The organism is Paenarthrobacter sp. AMU7 (assembly GCF_041200195.1).
GTDB lineage: Bacteria > Actinomycetota > Actinomycetes > Actinomycetales > Micrococcaceae > Arthrobacter.
The window spans coordinates 3,330,564-3,350,523 of the sequence record NZ_CP165735.1; the positions used below are offsets into that span (position 1 = coordinate 3,330,564).

General features: G+C 63.3%; 21 protein-coding genes. 12 read left to right on the forward strand and 9 right to left on the reverse strand.

The features are described from left to right. Positions 1 to 13: 13 nt before the first annotated feature. A complete protein-coding gene (locus ABQM86_RS15350; protein ID WP_207594259.1) occupies positions 14 to 748 on the reverse strand; it encodes a permease in 735 nt (244 codons plus the stop codon). A 260-nt stretch (positions 749 to 1,008) separates the two neighbouring features. Between ABQM86_RS15350 and ABQM86_RS15355 the strand changes: the two genes are divergently transcribed. The 10 genes from ABQM86_RS15355 to asd all read left to right on the forward strand — a co-directional run bounded on the left by ABQM86_RS15355 (position 1,009) and on the right by asd (position 11,288). Further along, the gene (locus ABQM86_RS15355) at positions 1,009 to 1,707 is read left to right on the forward strand and encodes a response regulator transcription factor (RefSeq protein WP_018776718.1); all 699 of its coding nucleotides are present in this window, start codon (positions 1,009 to 1,011) and stop codon (positions 1,705 to 1,707) included. A 256-nt stretch (positions 1,708 to 1,963) separates the two neighbouring features. Next, positions 1,964 to 2,935, forward strand: coding sequence for a mycothiol synthase (gene mshD, locus ABQM86_RS15360; protein ID WP_369744829.1), 972 nt, complete (start codon positions 1,964 to 1,966; stop codon positions 2,933 to 2,935). 103 nt (positions 2,936 to 3,038) lie between these two features. Next, entirely contained in the window at positions 3,039 to 5,288 is a 2,250-nt protein-coding gene (locus ABQM86_RS15365) for an RNA degradosome polyphosphate kinase (RefSeq protein WP_207594260.1), read from the forward strand. Between the two features lie 9 nt (positions 5,289 to 5,297). Further along, the gene (locus ABQM86_RS15370) at positions 5,298 to 6,266 is read left to right on the forward strand and encodes an NUDIX hydrolase (RefSeq protein ID WP_280623274.1); all 969 of its coding nucleotides are present in this window, start codon (positions 5,298 to 5,300) and stop codon (positions 6,264 to 6,266) included. Between the two features lie 69 nt (positions 6,267 to 6,335). After that, the gene (locus tag ABQM86_RS15375; protein WP_369744831.1) at positions 6,336 to 8,012 is read left to right on the forward strand and encodes a hypothetical protein; all 1,677 of its coding nucleotides are present in this window, start codon (positions 6,336 to 6,338) and stop codon (positions 8,010 to 8,012) included. Next, a complete protein-coding gene (locus ABQM86_RS15380) occupies positions 8,009 to 8,401 on the forward strand; it encodes a GntR family transcriptional regulator (protein WP_207594262.1) in 393 nt (130 codons plus the stop codon). Before ABQM86_RS15375 ends, ABQM86_RS15380 begins: the two co-directional genes overlap by 4 nt. Beyond that, entirely contained in the window at positions 8,398 to 9,201 is an 804-nt protein-coding gene (locus tag ABQM86_RS15385) for a thymidylate synthase (RefSeq protein ID WP_369744832.1), read from the forward strand. The genes ABQM86_RS15380 and ABQM86_RS15385 overlap by 4 nt, the downstream gene beginning before the upstream one ends. Beyond that, complete coding sequence (locus ABQM86_RS15390; RefSeq protein WP_207594264.1) at positions 9,198 to 9,797, forward strand: dihydrofolate reductase; 600 nt, start codon at positions 9,198 to 9,200, stop codon at positions 9,795 to 9,797. The genes ABQM86_RS15385 and ABQM86_RS15390 overlap by 4 nt, the downstream gene beginning before the upstream one ends. Positions 9,798 to 9,817: 20 nt before the next feature. Next, positions 9,818 to 10,039, forward strand: coding sequence for an NF038396 family protein (locus ABQM86_RS15395; RefSeq protein WP_369746679.1), 222 nt, complete (start codon positions 9,818 to 9,820; stop codon positions 10,037 to 10,039). Between the two features lie 106 nt (positions 10,040 to 10,145). Further along, positions 10,146 to 11,288, forward strand: coding sequence for an aspartate-semialdehyde dehydrogenase (asd, locus tag ABQM86_RS15400; protein ID WP_207594265.1), 1,143 nt, complete (start codon positions 10,146 to 10,148; stop codon positions 11,286 to 11,288). Between the two features lie 112 nt (positions 11,289 to 11,400). Here asd and ABQM86_RS15405 read toward each other — a convergent pair whose 3' ends face one another. Beyond that, on the reverse strand, positions 11,401 to 12,534 hold the full coding sequence (locus tag ABQM86_RS15405) for a winged helix DNA-binding domain-containing protein (protein WP_369744833.1): 1,134 nt from the start codon (positions 12,532 to 12,534) through the stop codon (positions 11,401 to 11,403). 85 nt (positions 12,535 to 12,619) lie between these two features. Here ABQM86_RS15405 and ABQM86_RS15410 point away from each other — a divergent pair, with 85 nt between their 5' ends. Beyond that, on the forward strand, positions 12,620 to 13,099 hold the full coding sequence (locus tag ABQM86_RS15410; RefSeq protein ID WP_207594267.1) for a hypothetical protein: 480 nt from the start codon (positions 12,620 to 12,622) through the stop codon (positions 13,097 to 13,099). Positions 13,100 to 13,175: 76 nt separating this feature from the next. Here the strand turns inward: ABQM86_RS15410 and ABQM86_RS15415 are convergent, their stop codons facing one another. The 7 genes from ABQM86_RS15415 to ABQM86_RS15445 are packed head-to-tail and all read right to left on the reverse strand — an operon-like array spanning position 13,176 to position 18,555. Further along, the gene (locus ABQM86_RS15415; RefSeq protein ID WP_369744834.1) at positions 13,176 to 14,243 is read right to left on the reverse strand and encodes a UDP-N-acetylmuramate dehydrogenase; all 1,068 of its coding nucleotides are present in this window, start codon (positions 14,241 to 14,243) and stop codon (positions 13,176 to 13,178) included. Positions 14,244 to 14,252: 9 nt separating this feature from the next. Further along, positions 14,253 to 15,545 (reverse strand): sugar MFS transporter, encoded by a 1,293-nt coding sequence (locus tag ABQM86_RS15420; RefSeq protein WP_369746680.1) that lies wholly within the window; start codon positions 15,543 to 15,545, stop codon positions 14,253 to 14,255. 41 nt (positions 15,546 to 15,586) lie between these two features. Next, complete coding sequence (locus tag ABQM86_RS15425) at positions 15,587 to 16,024, reverse strand: MaoC family dehydratase (protein ID WP_369744835.1); 438 nt, start codon at positions 16,022 to 16,024, stop codon at positions 15,587 to 15,589. 2 nt (positions 16,025 to 16,026) lie between these two features. Continuing rightward, on the reverse strand, positions 16,027 to 16,476 hold the full coding sequence (locus ABQM86_RS15430) for a MaoC family dehydratase N-terminal domain-containing protein (RefSeq protein WP_089595838.1): 450 nt from the start codon (positions 16,474 to 16,476) through the stop codon (positions 16,027 to 16,029). 41 nt (positions 16,477 to 16,517) lie between these two features. Continuing rightward, complete coding sequence (locus ABQM86_RS15435) at positions 16,518 to 16,742, reverse strand: DUF3188 domain-containing protein (protein ID WP_369744837.1); 225 nt, start codon at positions 16,740 to 16,742, stop codon at positions 16,518 to 16,520. Between the two features lie 29 nt (positions 16,743 to 16,771). Then, complete coding sequence (locus ABQM86_RS15440) at positions 16,772 to 17,689, reverse strand: DUF2797 domain-containing protein (RefSeq protein WP_369744839.1); 918 nt, start codon at positions 17,687 to 17,689, stop codon at positions 16,772 to 16,774. A 2-nt stretch (positions 17,690 to 17,691) separates the two neighbouring features. After that, a complete protein-coding gene (locus ABQM86_RS15445) occupies positions 17,692 to 18,555 on the reverse strand; it encodes a CoA ester lyase (RefSeq protein WP_207594273.1) in 864 nt (287 codons plus the stop codon). 377 nt (positions 18,556 to 18,932) lie between these two features. Between ABQM86_RS15445 and ABQM86_RS15450 the strand changes: the two genes are divergently transcribed. Next, positions 18,933 to 19,958, forward strand: coding sequence for an ABC transporter substrate-binding protein (locus ABQM86_RS15450; protein WP_207594274.1), 1,026 nt, complete (start codon positions 18,933 to 18,935; stop codon positions 19,956 to 19,958). The last annotated feature ends 2 nt before the right edge of the window (positions 19,959 to 19,960 follow it).

The following is a 19,960-nucleotide window of genomic DNA, read 5'->3' on the forward strand; positions in this document are numbered from 1 at the left end:
GCCATCCTAACCGTTAGTAGATGAGTAGTTTGTCTATGAAGTACACCAAGGCCCCCACCGCCCAGACGGGGGCAACTCCCATTCCCACGGCTGCCGGAATGTTCAGGCGGCCGCGCCGAAGGGTGGTCATCCGCCGGAAGGACACGAGGACGGAGCCAACCACCACGCCAACCAACGCCGCGGGAAGTACTGCAATATCAGAGAATACAAGACCGGCGAGGGGACCCATGAGTCCGGCCATGACGACACCAAGCGGAGCCACGATACGGTCAGGCCACCGGATGATTCCCACCATCAGGGCCACTGCCGCGCTCAGGCCGGCCACCAGGACCATTTCCTTCACTCCGTTGAACCGTGCGCCGGCAATCCACCCTGCGCCCAGGCAATTCAAGAGCACGCCGGCACAGCATCCGAGTGTTGATTCCAGGCGCTGCGCCTGCCCCGTTCCGCGGACAAGCTGGACAACGAAGACCGCCATCACGCCTACGGCAATGAAGGCCGGCGTTCCTTCCAGGAATCCAGGAGCCGGAAGGTAGGCTGCGGTCACTGCCGATCCCGCACCGGCCAACCCGATCACCGCCGCCAGGGTTTTCTTGGCAGGGACACCAAGAAAATGCGGCCAGCCAATCCCCACGGCCGCGGAGGCAGCAATGCCGACGCCCACCATGGCTTCCCGGGAAACGAAGGTGCTGGCCACGATGGCTGTGAGCGCCACGAGTCCAAATACCCCGATGCTCCAAGACTTCACTGTGTGCCGACCTCAATCCGATGCGCCTTACGACCTCTCGACAATCCTGCCTTATGCCGGCCCAATATGTCGTAATTCCGGTGTCCGCCCGTCACGAATCCATGTGTCGCAGGGCACTGATGGGTATACTCAGACTTCAACGGTGCACTGTATTGGCCTTGATCCCGTTACAACGGGCAGAGGCTGCCAATGCGCTGTGACCGGCCGGGAATCTCCGGTTTCGACGCCCGATGATGCGCGTACAGCCCATTGGAGGAACTATGTCGCACATCCTGCTCCTGACGAACAGCACCGGCTCATCGGTGGACATTTTGCCTGCCTTGGAGTTGCTGAACCACCGCGTACACATTCTCCCGGCAGAACCCACGGCCCTGCTTGAAACCGATCCCACGGACATCGTTTTCCTTGATGCCCGCAAGGATCTGGTGGGGGCCCGCTCCTTGACCCAACTGCTGAAAGCCACCGGGCTCAGCGCTCCGCTCATGCTCATCCTCACGGAGGGCGGCATGGCTGCCGTCTCCTCGGCCTGGGCAGTGGATGACATTGTGCTGGACTCCGCCGGACCGGCCGAGGTGGAAGCCCGTATCCGCCTCGCCATGGCAAGGGCGGTTCCCGGCGAAGAGGAAACCCAAACGGAGATCCGTGCTGCCGGCGTCGTGATTGACGAAGCGAGTTATACCGCCCGGGTCAGCGGCCAGCCCCTGAACCTGACGTTCAAGGAATTTGAACTCCTGAAGTACCTGGCGCAGCACCCGGGACGGGTATTCACGCGCCAACAACTGCTGACCGAGGTCTGGGGCTATGACTACTACGGAGGCACCCGCACCGTGGACGTCCACATCCGGCGGCTCCGCGCCAAGCTCGGAGTGGATCACGAGAACCTGATCAGCACGGTCCGCAACGTGGGCTACCGGCTCACGCTGGTGCGACTCCCGGATGACGAACTCTCGGAGGCCTGAGCGGCCCCGGCACGATCCCCAAAACCTGACGACACATAAAAGAGGCCGGAATCCCTGCGGATTCCGGCCTCTTTCATCTTCTTGGTGGAGGACATACGGGTCGAACGTATCGAGGCCACCCCACTGGTGGATCCCCCCTGCGCTGGCTTAAGAAGCTGACTTACTGTGCCTCAAAGCCGAACGAGATAACGAGACTACCCCCGTTCCAGCGGGACTTCAAATCACGGGGCTTGCCCCGGACGTATAGCCTTGCATCATGAGTCACGCGCACCCGGAAAACTGGCCCGTCCTGATCATCGCCGGCGCCTTGGACCCCGATCTCCTCAGGGACGTCAAGACCCTCGCCACCGCAGCCGGGGAGTCCGACGGGAACCCGCCTTTTTCGGAGCAGACGCTGGTGATGCTGCGGGGCGTCGATTCCGGAGACCACTCGGTCTTGTCCTTGGCTCTTTACGCACCGGACGAAGATTCCGATCCGGCCACGGCTGAAGACCTGGCGGGAATCGCCGTCGTCGTTGAGGCGCCCGACTCAAGCGGCGTGCTGGAGCTGGCCGTCCACCCGAGCTATCGCAACCAGGGTGTGGCCGGAAGGCTGCTGGGCGCCCTGCAGGACAAGCGGAGCCTCGACGGACTCAGCGCATGGTCGCATGGGAACCACGAGGCCGCCGCCGAGCTCGCCACCCGTTTCGGATACGGACCGGTCCGTGAGCTGTGGAAGATGCGGCTCATGTCCTCTGCGTCAGCACTGCCCGACGCCGGCCTCCCGGACGGGGTCTCCCTCCGCGCCTTCGTTCCAGGCCAGGATGAGCAAGCGTGGCTGGCAGCCAACCGCGCTGCGTTCTCCCACCACCCTGAGCAGGGATCGATGACCCTGGCGGACCTCGAAGCCCGGAAGGCTGAGGACTGGTTCGATCCCGCAGGGTTCCTCCTGGCCGTCAACACCGACGGGGAGCTCCTGGGTTTCCACTGGACCAAGGTCCATCCCCGGCAGGGTCCGCACCCGGCCATCGGCGAGGTGTATGTGGTGGGCGTTACTCCAGCGGCGCAAGGGCTGGGGCTGGGCAAGGCCCTGACGGTCGCTGGAATCAAGCACCTCCAGGAAAAAGGACTGCATGCAGTCATGCTGTACGTGGACGCCGACAACCAGGCAGCGGTAGCCCTATATCAGAAACTCGGTTTCGTTCGCTGGGACACCGATGTGATGTATGGACCTTTAACCAAAAGTTAACCCGGCGTGATTGCCGGACGGAATGCCGGTGACATCTATGATTCGGGCAGCCCAATTGCTTGTAATGTGGGAGGAAACCCCGTCCTGAGCTTAGGAGAACCCCATGCAGCCGGACCCCGTCGGCACCGCCGGATCCACCTCGAAGGGTGCAACCTTGCCCCCACGCTTCGGATCCTCGGAAGTGCCGGCCTCGCGTGCCACCCAGGACCGCATCGATATTCCGGAATTCGCACCGAGCCTGGAGCCGGAAGGCGACATCTCTCCGGACCGTTTCCTGGACCGCGAGCTGAGCTGGCTGGCCTTCAACTCCCGTGTGCTGGAACTCGCCGAAGATCCTGAACTTTTCCTGCTGGAACGTGTCAGTTTCCTGTCGATTTTTGCCTCGAACCTGGACGAGTTCTTCATGGTCCGCGTTGCCGGCCTCAAGAGGCGTATCGCCACGGGCCTGGCTGTGCCCTCCCCGGCCGGGCTGAGCCCCATTGAGGTGCTGGAACAGATCAGCGAAGAGGCCCACAGGCTTCAGGAGCGTCACGCAAGGGTCTTCGCTGAGCAGATCCGACCTGCACTGGCTTACGAGCACATCCACATCATGCACTGGCATGAACTGGATGAGGATGCCCGCCACCGGATCAGCATCATGTTCCAGGAGAAGGTCTTCCCCATCCTGACACCGCTTGCTGTGGACCCAGCGCACCCCTTCCCCTACATCTCCGGCCTCTCCCTCAACCTTGCCGTGATCGTCAGCAACCCGATCAGCGACAAAGAGCTTTTCGCACGCGTCAAGGTACCGGACCAGCTTCCCCGCCTCATTTCCGTGGACGGACCGCGTGCAGGCGCCATTCCGGGCCGCGTAGCCCGGTTCATCGCGCTCGAAGAGGTCATTGCCGTCCACCTGGATAAGCTTTTCCCCGGCATGGAAGTCCTGGAGCACCACACCTTCCGTGTCACCCGCAATGAGGACCTGGAAGTTGAAGAGGACGACGCCGAGAACCTCCTGCAGGCCTTGGAGAAGGAACTGCTGCGTCGCCGCTTCGGCCCGCCGGTACGGCTGGAAGTCACCACGGACATCAACCCGAACATCAAGGCCCTGCTGATCCGTGAACTCGGGGTTGAAGAGTCCGAGGTCTACTCCGTTCCCGCACCGTTGGATCTCCGCGGACTGTCAGCCATCAGCGCCATTGACCGCGCGGATCTGCACTACCCCAAGCATGTCCCGCACACGTCCCGCTACCTTAACGAGTCCGAGACCTCGAAGGCCGCCAATGTCTTCGCCGCGATGCGCCGCAGGGACATCCTGCTCCACCACCCCTATGACTCGTTCTCCACCTCGGTCCAGGCTTTCCTGGAACAAGCGGCCGCGGATCCCAAGGTGCAGGCCATCAAACAGACCCTTTACCGGACGTCTGGTGACTCCCCCATCGTTGACGCCCTCATCGATGCCGCCGAGGCAGGCAAACAAGTCCTGGCCCTTGTTGAAATCAAAGCCCGCTTTGATGAGCAGGCCAACATATCGTGGGCGCGCAAGCTGGAACAGGCGGGCGTTCACGTGGTGTATGGCATCGTGGGCCTGAAAACCCATTGCAAGTTGTCCCTGGTGGTTCGACAGGAAGTGGACGGCCTCCGCCGCTACTGCCACATCGGCACCGGCAACTACCACCCCCGCACGGCCCGCTACTACGAAGACCTTGGCCTTCTGACGGCCAATGAACAAGTGGGCGAGGACTTGTCCAAACTGTTCAACCAGCTCTCCGGCTACGCGCCGAAGTCCACGTTCAAAAGGTTGCTCGTTGCGCCGCGGTCCGTGCGGGCCGGCTTGATGGACAGGATTGAAACCGAAATCCGCAACGCCCAGGCCGGCGTGCCCGGATTGGTACAGATCAAGGTCAACTCGATGGTGGACGAAGCCATCATCGATGCCCTCTACCGGGCCTCACAGGCCGGTGTGAAGGTTGACGTCGTGGTGCGCGGCATCTGCTCCCTGCGCCCTGGCGTGCCGGGACTCAGCGAGAACATCAGGGTCCGTTCCGTCCTGGGTCGCTTCCTTGAACACTCACGCGTCTTTGCTTTTGGCAACGGTGGCGATCCCGTGGTGTACATCGGCTCCGCCGACATGATGCACCGCAACCTGGACCGCCGCGTAGAGGCGCTGGTGCAGCTGGCCAGCAAGGAAGATACAGCTACTGTCATGGACCTGCTGCGTCGCTATGTTGATGACGGGACTGCCAGCTGGCACCTGGACGATCACGGACACTGGACCAGGCACCACTTGGACCAGGACGGCAAGCCATTGCTGGACATGCAATCCTGGCTCCTGGCCTCCCGTTCGCGCCAGCGGGCATCGGCACGGCGGTAGAGGAACCACTTGAACAGCGATACCCCCGTGGCGGATCAGACTGACCACCCCGGCGAGTCGGTGGCTGTTGTAGCAGCCGGCGCCATTCCGTGGCGGATCAACAAGGGTGCCCTTGAGGTTCTCCTCATCCACCGGCCTCGGTACGACGATTGGTCCTGGCCTAAAGGAAAGCTCGACGCCGGCGAAACAGTTCCTGAGTGCGCAGCACGTGAAGTGTGGGAAGAGATTGGCCTCCAGGCTCCCCTGGGCATACCGCTTCCCGCCATTCACTACCATGTGTCTGCGGGTTTGAAGGTGGTCCGGTACTGGGCTGTCCGGGTCAACGGAGCCCAACTCAGGCCCGACGGCAAGGAAGTGGACAGCGTCATGTGGTGCAGCCCTGACAGGGCGGCCGCATTCCTGAGCAACCCCACCGATACGGAGCCGCTCGAATACCTCGAGAAAGCGCACATCCGCGGTGAGCTGGACACCTGGCCACTGGTGCTGATCCGCCATGCCAAGGCCAAGCCCCGGTCCTCCTGGACCAAGGCTGAGGGCGACCGTCCGTTGGCAGCGACGGGCCAGCGGCAGGCAGTTGCCGTTCAACGCCTCCTGGAGGTTTGGAAGCCGCAGCGGGTGGTCACCAGCCCTTGGGCACGGTGTGTTGCCACGATCGCCCCTTATGCCAAAGCCAGCGGGGCCAAGGTGAAACTGGTGGAGGCACTCACGGAGCACAGCCACCACCGCTCCCCCAAGAAGACTGCTGCAGCGGTGGAGGCCTTGTTCGACAAACAGGTTCCGATCGCCGTCTGCACTCACCGCCCTGCGCTTCCTACTGCCTTGAAACAGCTGGGACAACACATGTCGCACGGCTTGAAAGCCCTCCTGCCGGAATCAGACCCATACCTGACACCAGGCGAAGTGATTGTCTGCCAGGTGGCGCGTGGATCTGAGCGGAAGATTGTTTCCGTGGAACAGGTCAAGCCTTTCGACGACTAGGACCACACGATTCCGGAGCTTGACCCCATGTCTTTTGTATCAAATACTTAGTACATTGATACAAAAGACATGGGGGTCTTGTCCGTGTATGTAAACCTGCCGCCTTTACTTTTCCTTGGGCCTGCAGTCGGCGCCGTGATCGTTTATCTTTTCCTTCGCCTGCAGGTGTGGTCCAAGCCCGATGCCCAATCCGTTGCCTCGCATGGACTATGGGTGGGAATCATCGGGTGGATGGCCAGTTCCCTGCAAGGAGCCATGAACGCGGGGATCCTGCGCGTCAATCCCGTCGGGGCAAGCGCACCTTCCACTCCCGAGCAGATCGCCGGCGCACTCGGCTGGCCCATTCTCGCCTGCCTCGCCGTCCATGCGTTGGGTCAACTGAGCTACCCCGCGCCCAAGGCACCCAGTAGGTACGCAGAACTGACCGTCCGCAGGATCAGGGACTTCCTCCCCCGCAAACTCGCGTGGACCACCGCCTCGATCTTCGCCTACGCAGCCGTGGTCATCGCCTGGGTGGCTGCGCTGCCTGAGCACATCCCGGTGCTCCCGACTCCCCCGGACCTTTCCAGTCCCCCGGACCAGACACCGCCCAACGGCTACATAGGGCAGGGACAAGAAGGCAGGATCCCCGGTGTGGAACTGGCCATCTGGCTGGGCGGGGCGCTGTTGCTTCTTGCCGTCGGAACGTGGCTGATACTCCTCCTCATCGCCCGCCGCCGTCAGCTGGAAACACTCGACAGCGACGATAACCGGGTCCTCCGCATCATCGCCACCAACCGCTTGCTCAGGACGGTCGCGACCATCGCCGCAGGGCTGGCAGCCATCGCTGGAAACTTTGCGGCCCAACCAGCCCCCGGCGCCATATGGCAGTCGTCCTGGTTCAACGCCCTTGGCCTGTTCAACATGGTGGTGCTCCTGATGATGTGGTGGTGGCGGGTTCCTGAACTGCCGTCGCTGCTCAAGGCGGCCAAGAGCACCAGTGCCGCTACGCTTCGCGCTGATCCCCGTACCCACCGGGCAGCCCGGCTCAGCATCTCCATCGGTGCGGTACTGGGGGTCGTGGGCGGGCTTGCTCTGGTGGCCGGCTACGCGGTGATCATGTTGCCTGCGCAAACACCTGCACCGTGGGCATTTCCTTTGCTGACGGGAACAGTGGCCGTACTCCTCCTGGCAGCCATCGCAGCAGGCGATCTCCTGACCGCTCGGAACTACGGAACATCCGACGCTCCAAACCACTGGCCGCGGCAACCCGTCTCCCGGGGTCTGCTCTCGTTTGCCATTGGCAGCGCCCTGGTACTGGGTGTGGCGATCGCATTCGCCGTGGCCGGTGAAGTGCGCCCGTTCGGTCCCAAGACCTGGCCTGCCGCCGTTCTCGTCACCATACTGGTGGCGCTGGCCGGCGCCGCAGCCATCCTTGCCGTGCGCCGCCGTCGTGGCATCCCGGAAGGCGAAAGCGGCGCTGGACTGGACGCTGCGTTGAGGGCCATCAGCATGTATCGAATAGTAAGGACGCTGGCCGCGTACTGCCTGGGGCAAGCGTCCGCGCTGCTGATCGGTACCGGCAACCTTTGGTATGACGTATTCCCCTCCGCTGCAAGCCCGGATCCGATCGGTCCCAGCCCACTCCCCATCATTGGCATAGCGCTCGCCGTCATCGCGGTCCTTGTCTCCGTGACACCAGTGCGGAGCCTGTTCCGCACCATTCCACGGGGACGGGTCGCAAAACAGGGAGAACACGCACAATGACCGCAGGGATCACGGTGGACCTTTCGGATCCTGTTCCTCCGTACGAGCAGATCCGCCGGCAACTCAGCTCCCTGATCGCAGTGGGAGTCCTGGAGCCCGGGAGTCGCTTGCCCACAGTCCGCAGCCTGGCCTCCGACCTCGGCATCGCGGTGGGCACCGTGGCGCGCGCCTATAAGGAGCTTGAGCAGGCCGGACTGATTGAATCACGACGGCGCAACGGGACTGTCGTTGTCGGCCCGCCACCGGCGCCCCACGGCACGGTCCGGGCTGACGCTGCGGTGATGGCCGCCGTCGACGGTTTGATCCGGACGGCTCGCGACGCAGGCATTCGTGACGACACTCTCATAGATCTGGTGAGAGGCCGGCTGGCAAGTAAGCTGGACTCGTGAGCATCCCCACCCCTTATGAAGACCTTCTGCGTGACGTCATGGCGAACGGCACGCACAAGTCGGACCGCACCGGAACCGGAACGCGCAGCGTTTTTGGCCGTCAACTGAGGTTCGATCTCGCCGGGAGCTTCCCGCTCATCACCACCAAGCGGGTCCACTTCAAGTCCGTTGCCGTGGAACTTCTCTGGTTCCTGCGCGGTGACTCGAACGTGAAGTGGATGCAGGACCAAGGCGTCTCCATCTGGGATGAGTGGGCTGACGCTGATGGCGAACTCGGCCCGGTGTACGGGGTGCAGTGGCGCAGCTGGCCAACCCCCGACGGCGGGCACATTGACCAGATGTCCGAGCTCATGACCAACCTTGCCGCCAACCCGGACTCCCGCCGCCACATCGTGTCCGCGTGGAACGTTTCCGAGCTCAAGGACATGGCCCTGCCGCCCTGCCACGCGTTCTTCCAGTTCTACGTGGCGGACGGCAAACTGTCTTGCCAGCTGTACCAACGCTCAGCGGACACATTCCTCGGAGTGCCGTTCAACATTGCCTCCTACGCGCTGCTGACCCGGATGGTGGCGCAGCAACTGGACCTGGAACCGGGCGAATTCGTCTGGACCGGCGGTGACGTCCACGTCTACGACAACCACGTGGACCAGGTTGCCGAGCAGCTCAGCCGTGAGTCCTTCGAATACCCGCAGCTCAAGATCCTCCGGAAGCCGGACTCGATCTTCGACTACACCCTGGACGACTTCGAGATTGTGGACTACCGCCACCACCCCACTATCAAGGCGCCGATCGCGGTATGAGCACCCCTTCTTCCGAGACTCCTTCCCCGCTGCCCGGCGTCGTCTTCACCCAGGAAACCGCGGCCCGCATGACGGGTATCGGCCTGGTATGGGCCCAGACCAAGTCCGGCGTGATCGGCAAGGACGGCTCCATGCCATGGCACTTGCCTGAAGACCTGAAGCACTTCAGCAAACTCACCTCGGGCCACCCCGTCATCATGGGCCGCAAGACCTGGTTGTCGTTCCCGGAAAAGTACCGCCCGCTCCCGGGCCGCACCAACATCGTGGTGACCCGTAACGCCGAGTGGGCTTCAACGCCCGAAGCCGAGGGCGCCGTCGTGGTTTCATCCCTTGACGCCGCCCTGCTGGAATCGCAATTCGCTCCAGGCGGCCAAAAAGTGTGGATCATTGGCGGCGGCGAGATCTTTGAGCAGTCCATGGGCATCGCCAACCTGGCGGTCATCACCATCATCGATGCGGATCTGGAGGGCGACACCTACGCTCCAGAGCTTGGCCCCGACTGGACCTTCGACACAGTGGCGCCGCCCGAGGGCTGGCTCACCGCCAACAACGGCACAAACTACCGGTTCACCACGTGGCGCCGGACCGAAAGCTAGGAGCCCAGGATATGCAGGCAATACTGAAGAAACCTGAAACCCTCTTCGTGCTGGGCTACATGCTCCTGCCACTCTTCGCCCTGATTTCCGCCATCGTGGGATTGACCATGATCCTGGGCGGCAACCGGATTGCCGGAATCATTGTGCTGATCGTTGTCACGCAGGTATTCACTTTTGGTGCCTTCTTCGCCCTGCGCAAGCGCAAGGCCGTCCTGCTGCACGAGCCCGACGCCGGCAGCTAGCCCGCGCGGTCGGCGTGCGGGCCGCTGTGGCGAGTGGCGTCGTCGTACGTTCCGGTGGTGACGTAACCAACAGCGGCTCTGCGCCCCGAAAGTTTAGACTGGGTGAATGACTACAGCAGCTAATCCGTCCGTTGGACTGGTCGGTTGGCGTGGCATGGTCGGTTCCGTCCTGATGCAGCGCATGCAGGACGAGAACGACTTCGCCAACATCAACCCGGTATTTTTCTCCACCTCGAACGCAGGAGGTGCCGCCCCGTCCTTCGCTGATGGGGCCGGCAAGCTCGAGGATGCGTTCGATATTGAGACGCTTGCCAAGCTGCCGATTATTGTCACCGCCCAGGGCGGAGACTACACCAAGCAGGTCCACGGCGAACTCCGCAGCCGCGGCTGGGACGGCCTCTGGATCGACGCCGCTTCCACCTTGCGCATGAATGACGATTCCATCATCGTGCTGGACCCCATCAACCGTGACGTCATCGACGCCGGCCTGTCCGGCGGCGTGAAGGACTTCATCGGCGGCAACTGCACGGTTTCCTGCATGCTTATGGGCCTCGGAGGCCTGTTCAAGAACAACCTGGTCGAATGGGGCACCTCCATGACCTACCAGGCCGCCTCCGGAGGCGGTGCACGCCACATGCGTGAACTCCTCAACCAGTTCGGCACCCTCAATAATGAGGTCCGCAGCGAACTGGATGATCCTGCGTCGGCCATTCTCGAAATCGACCACAAGGTCCTCGCCGCACAGCGCACCGGCGTTGACGCCACCCAGTTCGGCGTACCGCTGGCAGGGTCCCTGATCCCTTGGATCGATGCCGACCTCGGCAACGGCCAGTCCAAGGAAGAATGGAAAGCCGGAGTAGAGACCAACAAGATCCTCGGCACCGGAAACGGCACCGCCGGCAAGGACCACATCGCCATGGACGGCCTGTGCATCCGCATCGGCGCCATGCGTTCACACTCCCAGGCCCTCACGCTCAAGCTGCGCGAAGACCTGTCCGTAACCGAAATCGAGAACCTCCTGGCCAAGGACAACGAGTGGGCCAAGGTTGTTCCCAACACCAAGGAAGCCTCCATGGCGGACCTGACCCCCGTGGCAGCATCCGGCACGCTGGACATTCCCGTGGGCCGTATCCGGAAGCTTGAAATGGGTCCGGAATACATCAGCGCCTTCACCGTGGGCGACCAGCTCCTATGGGGTGCAGCCGAGCCGCTGCGCCGCATGCTCAACATCGTGACGGGCAAGCTCTAGGCTTCACGCACCGGTTTGTTGACAACCCGCTGTTCCGCTGCTGCCCAGCAACGGAACAGCGGGTTTTCCGCGTCGTAGGGTGTGTTCAGCCGGCGGGATCGGCCAACATCCTTCAGCCGGCCATGAACTTCAGATACGCCCTCCCCTGAGCCTCGAAGGAACGGCCAGCGGCTGTCCCCAACTCCCCCGCGAACGGCTCCGGCACCACGCCCACAGACTTCCCGCTCACGGTTCTGGCCCACGTTCCCACCACTTCCCCGCCGGAGACGATGATGCGCTTGAAAACCCCGTTCTTGCCCGGTACTACCCGTTCGGCGTACTCGGGCGCGAGGACCAGGCTCCGATCCTGGTAACCGAGCAGGTACTCATCGAAGCCGGGAAGAGCCAGCAACGAGCGTGAGCCGGGGACGCCGTCGTCGAGCATTGCCGCCGTCTCAGGCGACAACCAATAACTGGTGCCGTCCAGCGGCACCTCAACCAGCCGGTCATGCAAGGTAGTAAGAGCCGCACGCGCCTCAGTGAGCGGCACTTGGCTCCACCACGAAAAATCCTTGATGGTGGCCGGGCCGTGGCTCCTGAGATAGCGGAACAGCAGCTCCGCGATGCCCTCCTCACGGCCAAGGTCCCGGGACTCAGGTATCCACTCCTCAAATGGCACAAACAGTTGCTGCACCCCAGCCTTTCCGCTGAATGCCGCCATCGGCCCCTGCACCAGCCAAGCGCGCTGGCACAAGCTCCCCAGCAAGTGGATCCCGCGCTGTGCTGTGGTGGTCTGGCCGGCTTCCTCAAACGCCTGGAACAGCTGCTCCCGGGTTGCGCCGTGTGCGCCCTCCGTTGTCTTCAGCACCTCCGTGGTTTTAACCGCGATGTCCCGGCAATGGCTGATGTCGTCCTGGGTGATGCCGAGTTCACGGTGCCGGCCGGCCACAGTGGACATGAGGCGGTCACTGGTGATGCCTAAAATCCACCGGAGATCCTCGGGGGCCAGGAGGTGCAACGTCCCGCGCATAGGCCAGGAACGGACCACGGTCCCGGCGTCGAGGGCAGCCCTGACGTCCGAGGCCCGGGTGCCGGGCACGCGCTGCCCCACAGCCCACAGCGCGTGGCCAAGGTCCTGGGCCTGCATGGCCGTCATCCAACGAACCGCATCAGCAACCGAGGGAAAGCCCCCAGCCAACAGGCCTTGGCTTGCGAGCCGCAAACGGCCCATGACGCGCGGACTGGGATTCTTGTGGGCTGCAGGCATGCTTCATCCTAAAAGGGCCGGCATGCACAGGGAACCTTGCCGCGCCTCCCAGCCCTCACCCAGCAGCGGATCCTAGGATGGATTCATGCTTTTTGGAGATCTTGCCCCGTTTGTGCGGCCGATGAGCCGGTGGTTGGCTACCGCCGGCTGGTTCTGCACTCTGGTGGGACTTGGCGCCGGGCTGATCGTTGCCGTGGGAACGGGCGTCAGCCTCTCCCCGTCAATGCGGGCCATCCAGACAGCCAGCCTCGTAGCAACCGCCGCCGCCGCGCTCCTCATCGGAACCGCCGCGGCAAGCCAGCCCGTTTCCGACCGCAACGACGACGCTCCTGAACCCTGGTTCTACCCGGCGGCCGCAGCACAGGTCCGCAGCTTCCTCGTTGGAGCCATCGTCATGCTCCTGGGCTTGGTGGGCTTCGCCGCTGCAAGCCTGTACATGCCCAGCGGGCCATCGCCGCAGAGTATCGCGTTCAGCCAGATCTTCCTGCTGGGCTCGGTCAGTTGTGGGCTGACATTCCTGTTGCTCAACAAGATCCTGCCGATTGCCGAGCGGCGAACACGCTAGGTTTCCGTCCCGGCGCTACACCGAGGAGACCCTCCGGATACCCCCGAGAGCTCACCCCTCGCGAGCTGTGCGTGCCTTAGAACGAAAGGCCGATCAGCAGCGGTTCCGGGTGCAGTTCAATGCCAAAACGTTCGACGACGCCGGCCCTCACCTCGCGGGCGATGGCCACCATATCCGCGGCCGATGCTGTCCCCCGGTTGGTGATGGCGAGGGTGTGTTTGGTCGACAGGGAGGCCCTGCCGCCTGAGACACTCGATTCCTCCAGCCCAAAGCCCTTGCCGAACCCGGCGTGGTCGATCAACCAGGCAGCGGAAAGCTTGATGAGTCCGTCGTCGCCCGCGGGATACTTGGGCGCGTTCTCCGGCAACTCTGCAGCGCGTTTCGCCTCCACGATCGGGTTGGTGAAAAAGGAACCTGTGGAGTACGTGTCCCGGTCTTCCGCATCCAGGACCATGCCCTTGGAAGCGCGGAGCCGGAGGACTTCCCTCCGGACATCGTTGGAGTAGGCGCGCTTGCCTGCCTCCACGCCCAGCACCCGGGCCAACTCGGCGTAACGGATGGGGGCGCTCATCCGTCCCAGCGGCAACTGAAACTCCACTGTCAGCACCACGTACCGGGGCGAGCCCTCAACCGTGGTCTGTTTCAGGATGGAGTCGCGGTAACCGAATTTGAGCTCGGAATTGGTAAAGGTCTGAACTGCGTTGCGTTCACGATCCCAGGTCCGCACGGCGGCGATTGTTTGTGAAACGTCTGAGCCGTAGGCGCCCACATTTTGCACGGGCGTAGCTCCTGTGGCACCGGGAATTCCGGAGAGCGCTTCCAGCCCGGACCAGGCGTGCAGGACGGAGTGTTCCACCAGCGCATCCCAATTGTGTCCGGCCTGTACCACCACCGACACACCGCCACAGCTGTCCTCGGAGTTCACGGTGAAGCCCTGGGAAGCGATCTTCAGCACAGTCCCCGGGTAGCCTTCGTCCGAGACCAGAAGGTTGGACCCGCCTCCGATAATCAGGAGTTTCTGGCCCGCAGCGTCAGCCGAACGGACGGCGTCGATAATCTCTGCCTCAGTACGGGCCTCAACGTAGTTGCCCGCGGGGCCGCCGACGGCGGCAGTGGTCAGTTCGGAAAGCAGTGTTTGGGTCACCCATTAAGCCTAACGGGCTTCGTTGGGCTGGACGGACTTGGCCTTCTGCTGCCCGGAGAGCGGGGCCAGGAAGAAACTGACCACCAGGAGCACCAAGGGCGCCAACAAAGAGTGCAGGATGCCGAAGTGTTCGGCCAACAGGCCCAACAGTGGCGGCCCGCAAAGGAAAGCCCCGTAGCCGATGGTGGAGACTACCGAAACCCGTGCAGCGGCGTGGACGGGGTCATCGGCGGCGGCTGACATCCCCACCGGGAAACCGAGCGATGCGCCGAGGCCCCAGATAGCCAATGCAACGAAGGCCAGCCACGGAACCGGCGAAAAGACAAAGAGCGCAAGACCCACGACGGCGGTCGCTGAGCACCAGCGCATCACCACCACACGTCCAAACCGGTCGAGGATGGACGTGCCGGCGAATCGGCCGATGGTCATGAAGGTGACGAACAGGCCATAACCCACTGCACCCGCGGCATCGGACTGCCCGTGGCCGTCGGCAAGCGCCAGCGCCACCCAGTCCCCCGCAGCTCCCTCGGCCAATGCCAGCCCGAGGACCAGGACACCGATCAGGAGGGTTCGACGGTCGCGCCAGGCAAGGGCCACGAGCCGCTTGTTGTCGAGTGGGGCAACGGCCTTGCCTGGTTTGGGCTGCGTCTCCTGGGACCCTGTGATGATGGGCAGTGGACCGGTGGAGGGGTCCTGGAAAGTGTCCGTTTCATCGGGCCGGTACGTGTGTGTAGCAGCAGCTGTCTTTTCCGCACGGAACCAGAAGCCGGCAGTCACTACGGACGTAGTAACTACGACGCCTGAGATCAGGAAGTGCCAGAAGACCGGCATGTGCACCGCAGCAGCCCAGGCACCAAAACCGGCGGCTGCTACCGTGCCGAGACTGAATGCCCCATGAAGGTGCGGCATGATGTGCCGGTCCAAGGCGCGTTCCAGCGCAGCTCCCTCAACATTTGAGGCGGTGTTCCAACTCGCCGTGCCCAGACCGAGCACCACCAGGCCCGTTGCCACCACCAGCGGACTCGCCGCGACGGAAGCGCCGAATCCCACGGTGACCAAGCCGGCGCCCACCATGCAACTGCCGATCCTCGTAGTGAGTTTGGGCCCCAGCCTGAGCACGATCAGTCCCGAGGCCGAGATGGAAATGAAGGAGGCCACGGTCATGCACATCAGCAGAAGGCCAATGCCGCCCGGCGTGAGGTCCAGTCCGTCGCGGATGGCGGGCAGGCGGGACACCCAGGTGGCAAAAGCGATGCCGCTGGCCGCGTAGGAAGCAAGAACAGCGGCGCGCCACCGCGACATTTCAGTCGGGGTGGCGCGTCGCGGAGAAGCCTTCAGTGGGTTCAAGAGACCTTCACGACCGCCTGCGATTTCATGAGGACCTTCAGTCCTGCTGCCACAACGGTGAGGTCAACGCGGGCGGTGCGGGCATCGGCGTCGAGCGCTCCCACAACACCGGTGACGTCGATGACGGCGCCGGCCTCATCGGTTCCTGTTGTATCGGTGACCAGCACCGGCTTGGTGAAGCGGGTCTGGTAATCGACGACGGCGGCCGGGTCGCCCGCCCAGTCGCTCACCAACTGCACGGCGGCACCCATGGTGAACATCCCATGCGCGATAACGCCCGGCAACTCAACAGAGGTTGCGAATGCTTCGTTCCAGTGGATGGGGTTGAAGTCCCCGGAGGCACCTGCGTACTTGACCAGGTCCTGGCGGGTGACCTCGATGCTGCGGGTGCCGATTTCCTGGCCGACCGTCAGTTGTTCGAATGTGGGGCTCATGGTTACTGTCCCTCTCCGCGGACCAGGATGGATGAGGTGGTGGTGGCGACTTTTTCGCCTGCCACGGTGGAAATCTCGGAGCGGGTGGTGATCATGGCTCCCCCGCCCATGGCACGGACGCCGTCCACATGAAGTTCGGCTACCAATTGGTCACCTGCAACGATGGCCCGGTGGTGCGTGAACCGCTGGTCAGCGTGGACCACCCGGGAGAAGTCGATCCCCGATTCCGGGTCCTCCACCAGCTGGGCATCAGCACGCTGGGCAACGATGATGGCAAATGTTGGCGGCGCTACGAGGTCGCTGTGCCCCAAGGCCTTGGCGGCCTCCACATCGAAATGTGCGGGGTTGTTGGCTTTCACAGCCTTGGCAAACTCGCGGATCTTTTCGCGGCCGACGTCATATACCTCTGCGGCAGGGTAGCTTCGGCCCTGCAGGTCCGGATTGATACTCATGGTCCAACCCTATCGGGCCGCGGCGTAGGGAACGGTGCCGTTTATTTCTTGTAGCCCTTACGGATTTTCTGGCCCCGGACCACGAGCCCGCCCACATGGAGGAGCAGCCCCACACCAATGACCGGCAACGATGCCATGGCGAGGCCCTGGTTGCCCGAAGTGTTTCCCACAATGGACAGGATGAGTCCCACAGCAATGAGCCCCATGGCACTGAAAACCAGGGCTTTGTAGGCAGTGGAGGCGTTGGCCCAGAATTCGTCTAGCACCGTCCAAGTCTACCGGGGCGTGCGTGGGACTAGAAAAGGGAGTCCTGCAGCGCCGGGATTTCTGTGAGGTGCGGGCCGAACTCGATCTTGCGGCCCTTCAGCGCGCCCAGGTCTGCCACAAAGCTGCCCTCCACCTCTGCCCCCGACGCGTCGGGAAGACCTGCCAAGGCGATGGCCCCGGACAGTGCGTGGACCCGCAGACCGTGCCCGCCGGAGTCGAACGTTACCGGGTAAGGGTGGCGGCGTCCTTCGCCGGCGCCATCACAAAGCCGGTCCGCCAGCGCGGGCCGGTCCCACTCTTCCTCCACAACGGAACAGCCTGTCATCCCGAGCCCGCCCAGCATCCCGCGCACCCGCCCGGCGTGCTGACGGTTCAACGCCAAGAGTTCGACGCCGGCACGCGGCTCCACGAGGCCTGCCACCTTGGAGGCCGAACGGACTTGTTGGACGAGGCCGAGCTCGCGGGTGACCATGTCCTCGAGAATGCGAACAACACGGCCATCCTCGGCATGGGCCACGTAGGAAGCGTGCACGGCCCCCTGCTCGGCCAGCCTGTTCCATTTGCGCTGCGCAGAGGCCGTGCCCACTTTGGTGGCACCGTTCGCAAAAGTTGCCACGTAGAGCCAGTGTGGCTGCATCAGATAGGCCCGCAGGCCGGTGGGAACGGAGGTGCCGCGATGAAAGTCGTGCATGAGCCGGGAATCATCGCGGGCAAAGCAGGCCCCACATTGTTTGCCGCGCTCCGCCGGGGCACTGCTGCGGCAGGGAACATGCGTGCGGTCCCCCGGACCGTGGACCTTGGTATGGCCCAGGCACCACAGACCGGGGATAACGCGCAGGCCCAGGGCTGAGCCCCGGCCCAACGCAACATCACTGAACTCCCCGTCCGGCGCGAACAACCTCAATGCCGGCGAAGTGGAGTCCCAAACGACTCCGTGAACCAGCATGCTTACAGGGAAGGCTGGACTCCGAAGGCCACGGCAAGCTTCATGATCTTCTCGGCGCGGCCCAAACGCGGGAGGTCCGAACCGTCGCGGATGACGCGGCCGTTGGCTTCGAAGTCGTTCATGAAGTCGGTGGCCCAGGCGACGTCGGACGGCGTGGGGCTGATGACCTCATTGATCACGGTGGTCTGATCGATGGCCAGGCACAGCTTGCCGGTCATGCCCATGGTCACGGTGATGCCGGTCTGCTCGCGCAGGATGGGGTGGTTGGTGCCGACGGTAGGGCCGTCGATGGGGCCCGGCAGGTTACCCACGCGGCTGGCGACAACCAGTTTGGCGCGCGGGTAGGCCATGGCTTCCGGGGTAGCCGCCATGCCGGTGTCGCGGCGGAAATCGCCGGAGCCAAAAGCAAGGCGGAAGGCACCCTGGGCACGGGCAATATGGTTGGCTTCCTCGATGCCGAGGGCGGACTCAACCAGCGCGACCACGGGAGTCTTGCCGTCCATGCGGTGGTAGGACTCGGTGACCTGGTCAGCGGATTCGGTCTTGGCCAGCATCACGCCCAGCAGACCAGGGGTGCCGCGGAGACCGGCGAGGTCGTCGGCCCAGAACGGGCTGGTGGCGTCATTGATGCGGACCCACGCCTGGCCACCGGCGGTCAGCCAGTTAACGACGTTCTCGCGTGCTTGGTCCTTCTGGGAAGGATCCACGGCGTCTTCGATATCCAGGATGATGGCGTCTGCCCGTGAACCCGCAGATTCGTCAAAGAGCTCCGTTTTCATGGCGTTCACAAGGAGCCAGGAACGGGCGATATCAGCGGGAATGTTGCGGGTAGGCCGAATGGACTCGGCGGCGATGCTAGACGTCATGTATCTACCGTATCCGCCCGGCGGCTCACAGGGCGAAGAAATACGGCCGGTTGTGAGGATCAATACGAACTAAACCCCATATGACTGTGGGGTCCAACAGTATGAAGGTCCGACGGCGGTACGCGCCAGTCATGCCAGGCCCGCCAGTCGCTGTTGTTCATGAGGCTCAACGCGGCGACTTGTGTCCCCCCGTTGCCGGGAATTGCCCAGGATTTCGTCGCGTGTCGGGCTGTTTCGCAGCGTTTCCAGGCGTTACCCCGGCACTTCCCAGCCGCCGTCGAAATGGGCTTTCATCGTTCCCAAGCCGTTGCACAGCTTCCAAGCTCCCTCTTAAGCCGGCCCACCCAACACATCACCACTCATCGAAAGTAGCTCCCATGAAACTGCATCTGCCCCTGCTGAGCGTCGCGGCCGCCGTCGTACTAGCGCTGACGGTGAGCGGCTGCGGCGGCGCTGCCGAAGCCGGTCAAGCCAACCAGGCAGGCACCGAGGTCAAGGAACTCCGGTACCAAGGCTCGGCGAACAACGTGACTTTTCCTGAACTGGCTGCAGACCTCGGATATCTGGGCGACCTGAAGCTGAACTGGGTTGGCAACACAACCAGTGGTCCGCAGGACATCCAGTCTGCGGCGACCAACCAGACCGACTTCGGCGGCGCGTTCTCCGGAGCGGTGGTCAAACTCATTGAGGCCGGCGCGCCAGTCAAAGGCGTGACCAACTACTACGGCTCCGACGAGAAGACCTTCAGCGGCTATTACGTGAAGGCCGACAGCACCATCAAGGAACCGCGGGACCTGATCGGCAAGAAGATCGCTGTCAACACGCTGGGCGCCCATCACGAAGCCGTCATCAACACCTGGCTGACCAAGAACGGCCTCAGCCAGGACGAGATCAAGCAGGTCCAGTTGGTCCCGCTGGCACCGAACGACACCGAAGAAGCGATTCGTCGTGGGCAGGTGGACGCCGGAACGCTTGGCGGCGTCCTGCAGGACAGGGCCATCGAAGCCGGAGGACTGCGCTCCCTGTTCAGCGACGTGGAACTGTTCGGTACCTTCGCAGGCGGACAGATCGTGCTCCGGAACGACTTCATCGCGAAGAACCCGAACACGACCCGCACCTTCACCACAGGTGTTGCCAAAGCGATCAAGTGGGCTGCCGAAACCCCTCGCGACGAGGTCATTGCCCGCTTCACCAAGATCATCGATGGCCGCGGACGCAATGAGAGCACCGCAAACCTGAAGTTCTGGAAGAGCCCCGGGGTCCCGGACGCAGGGGTGATCAAGGACGAGGACTTCACCCGCTGGGAGGACTGGCTCAACGCATCGGGAATCGTCAAGGACAAGCTCACGCCGTCCAAGTACTACACGAACGAGTTCAACGAGCTCGCCGCGAAGAAGGGATAGCC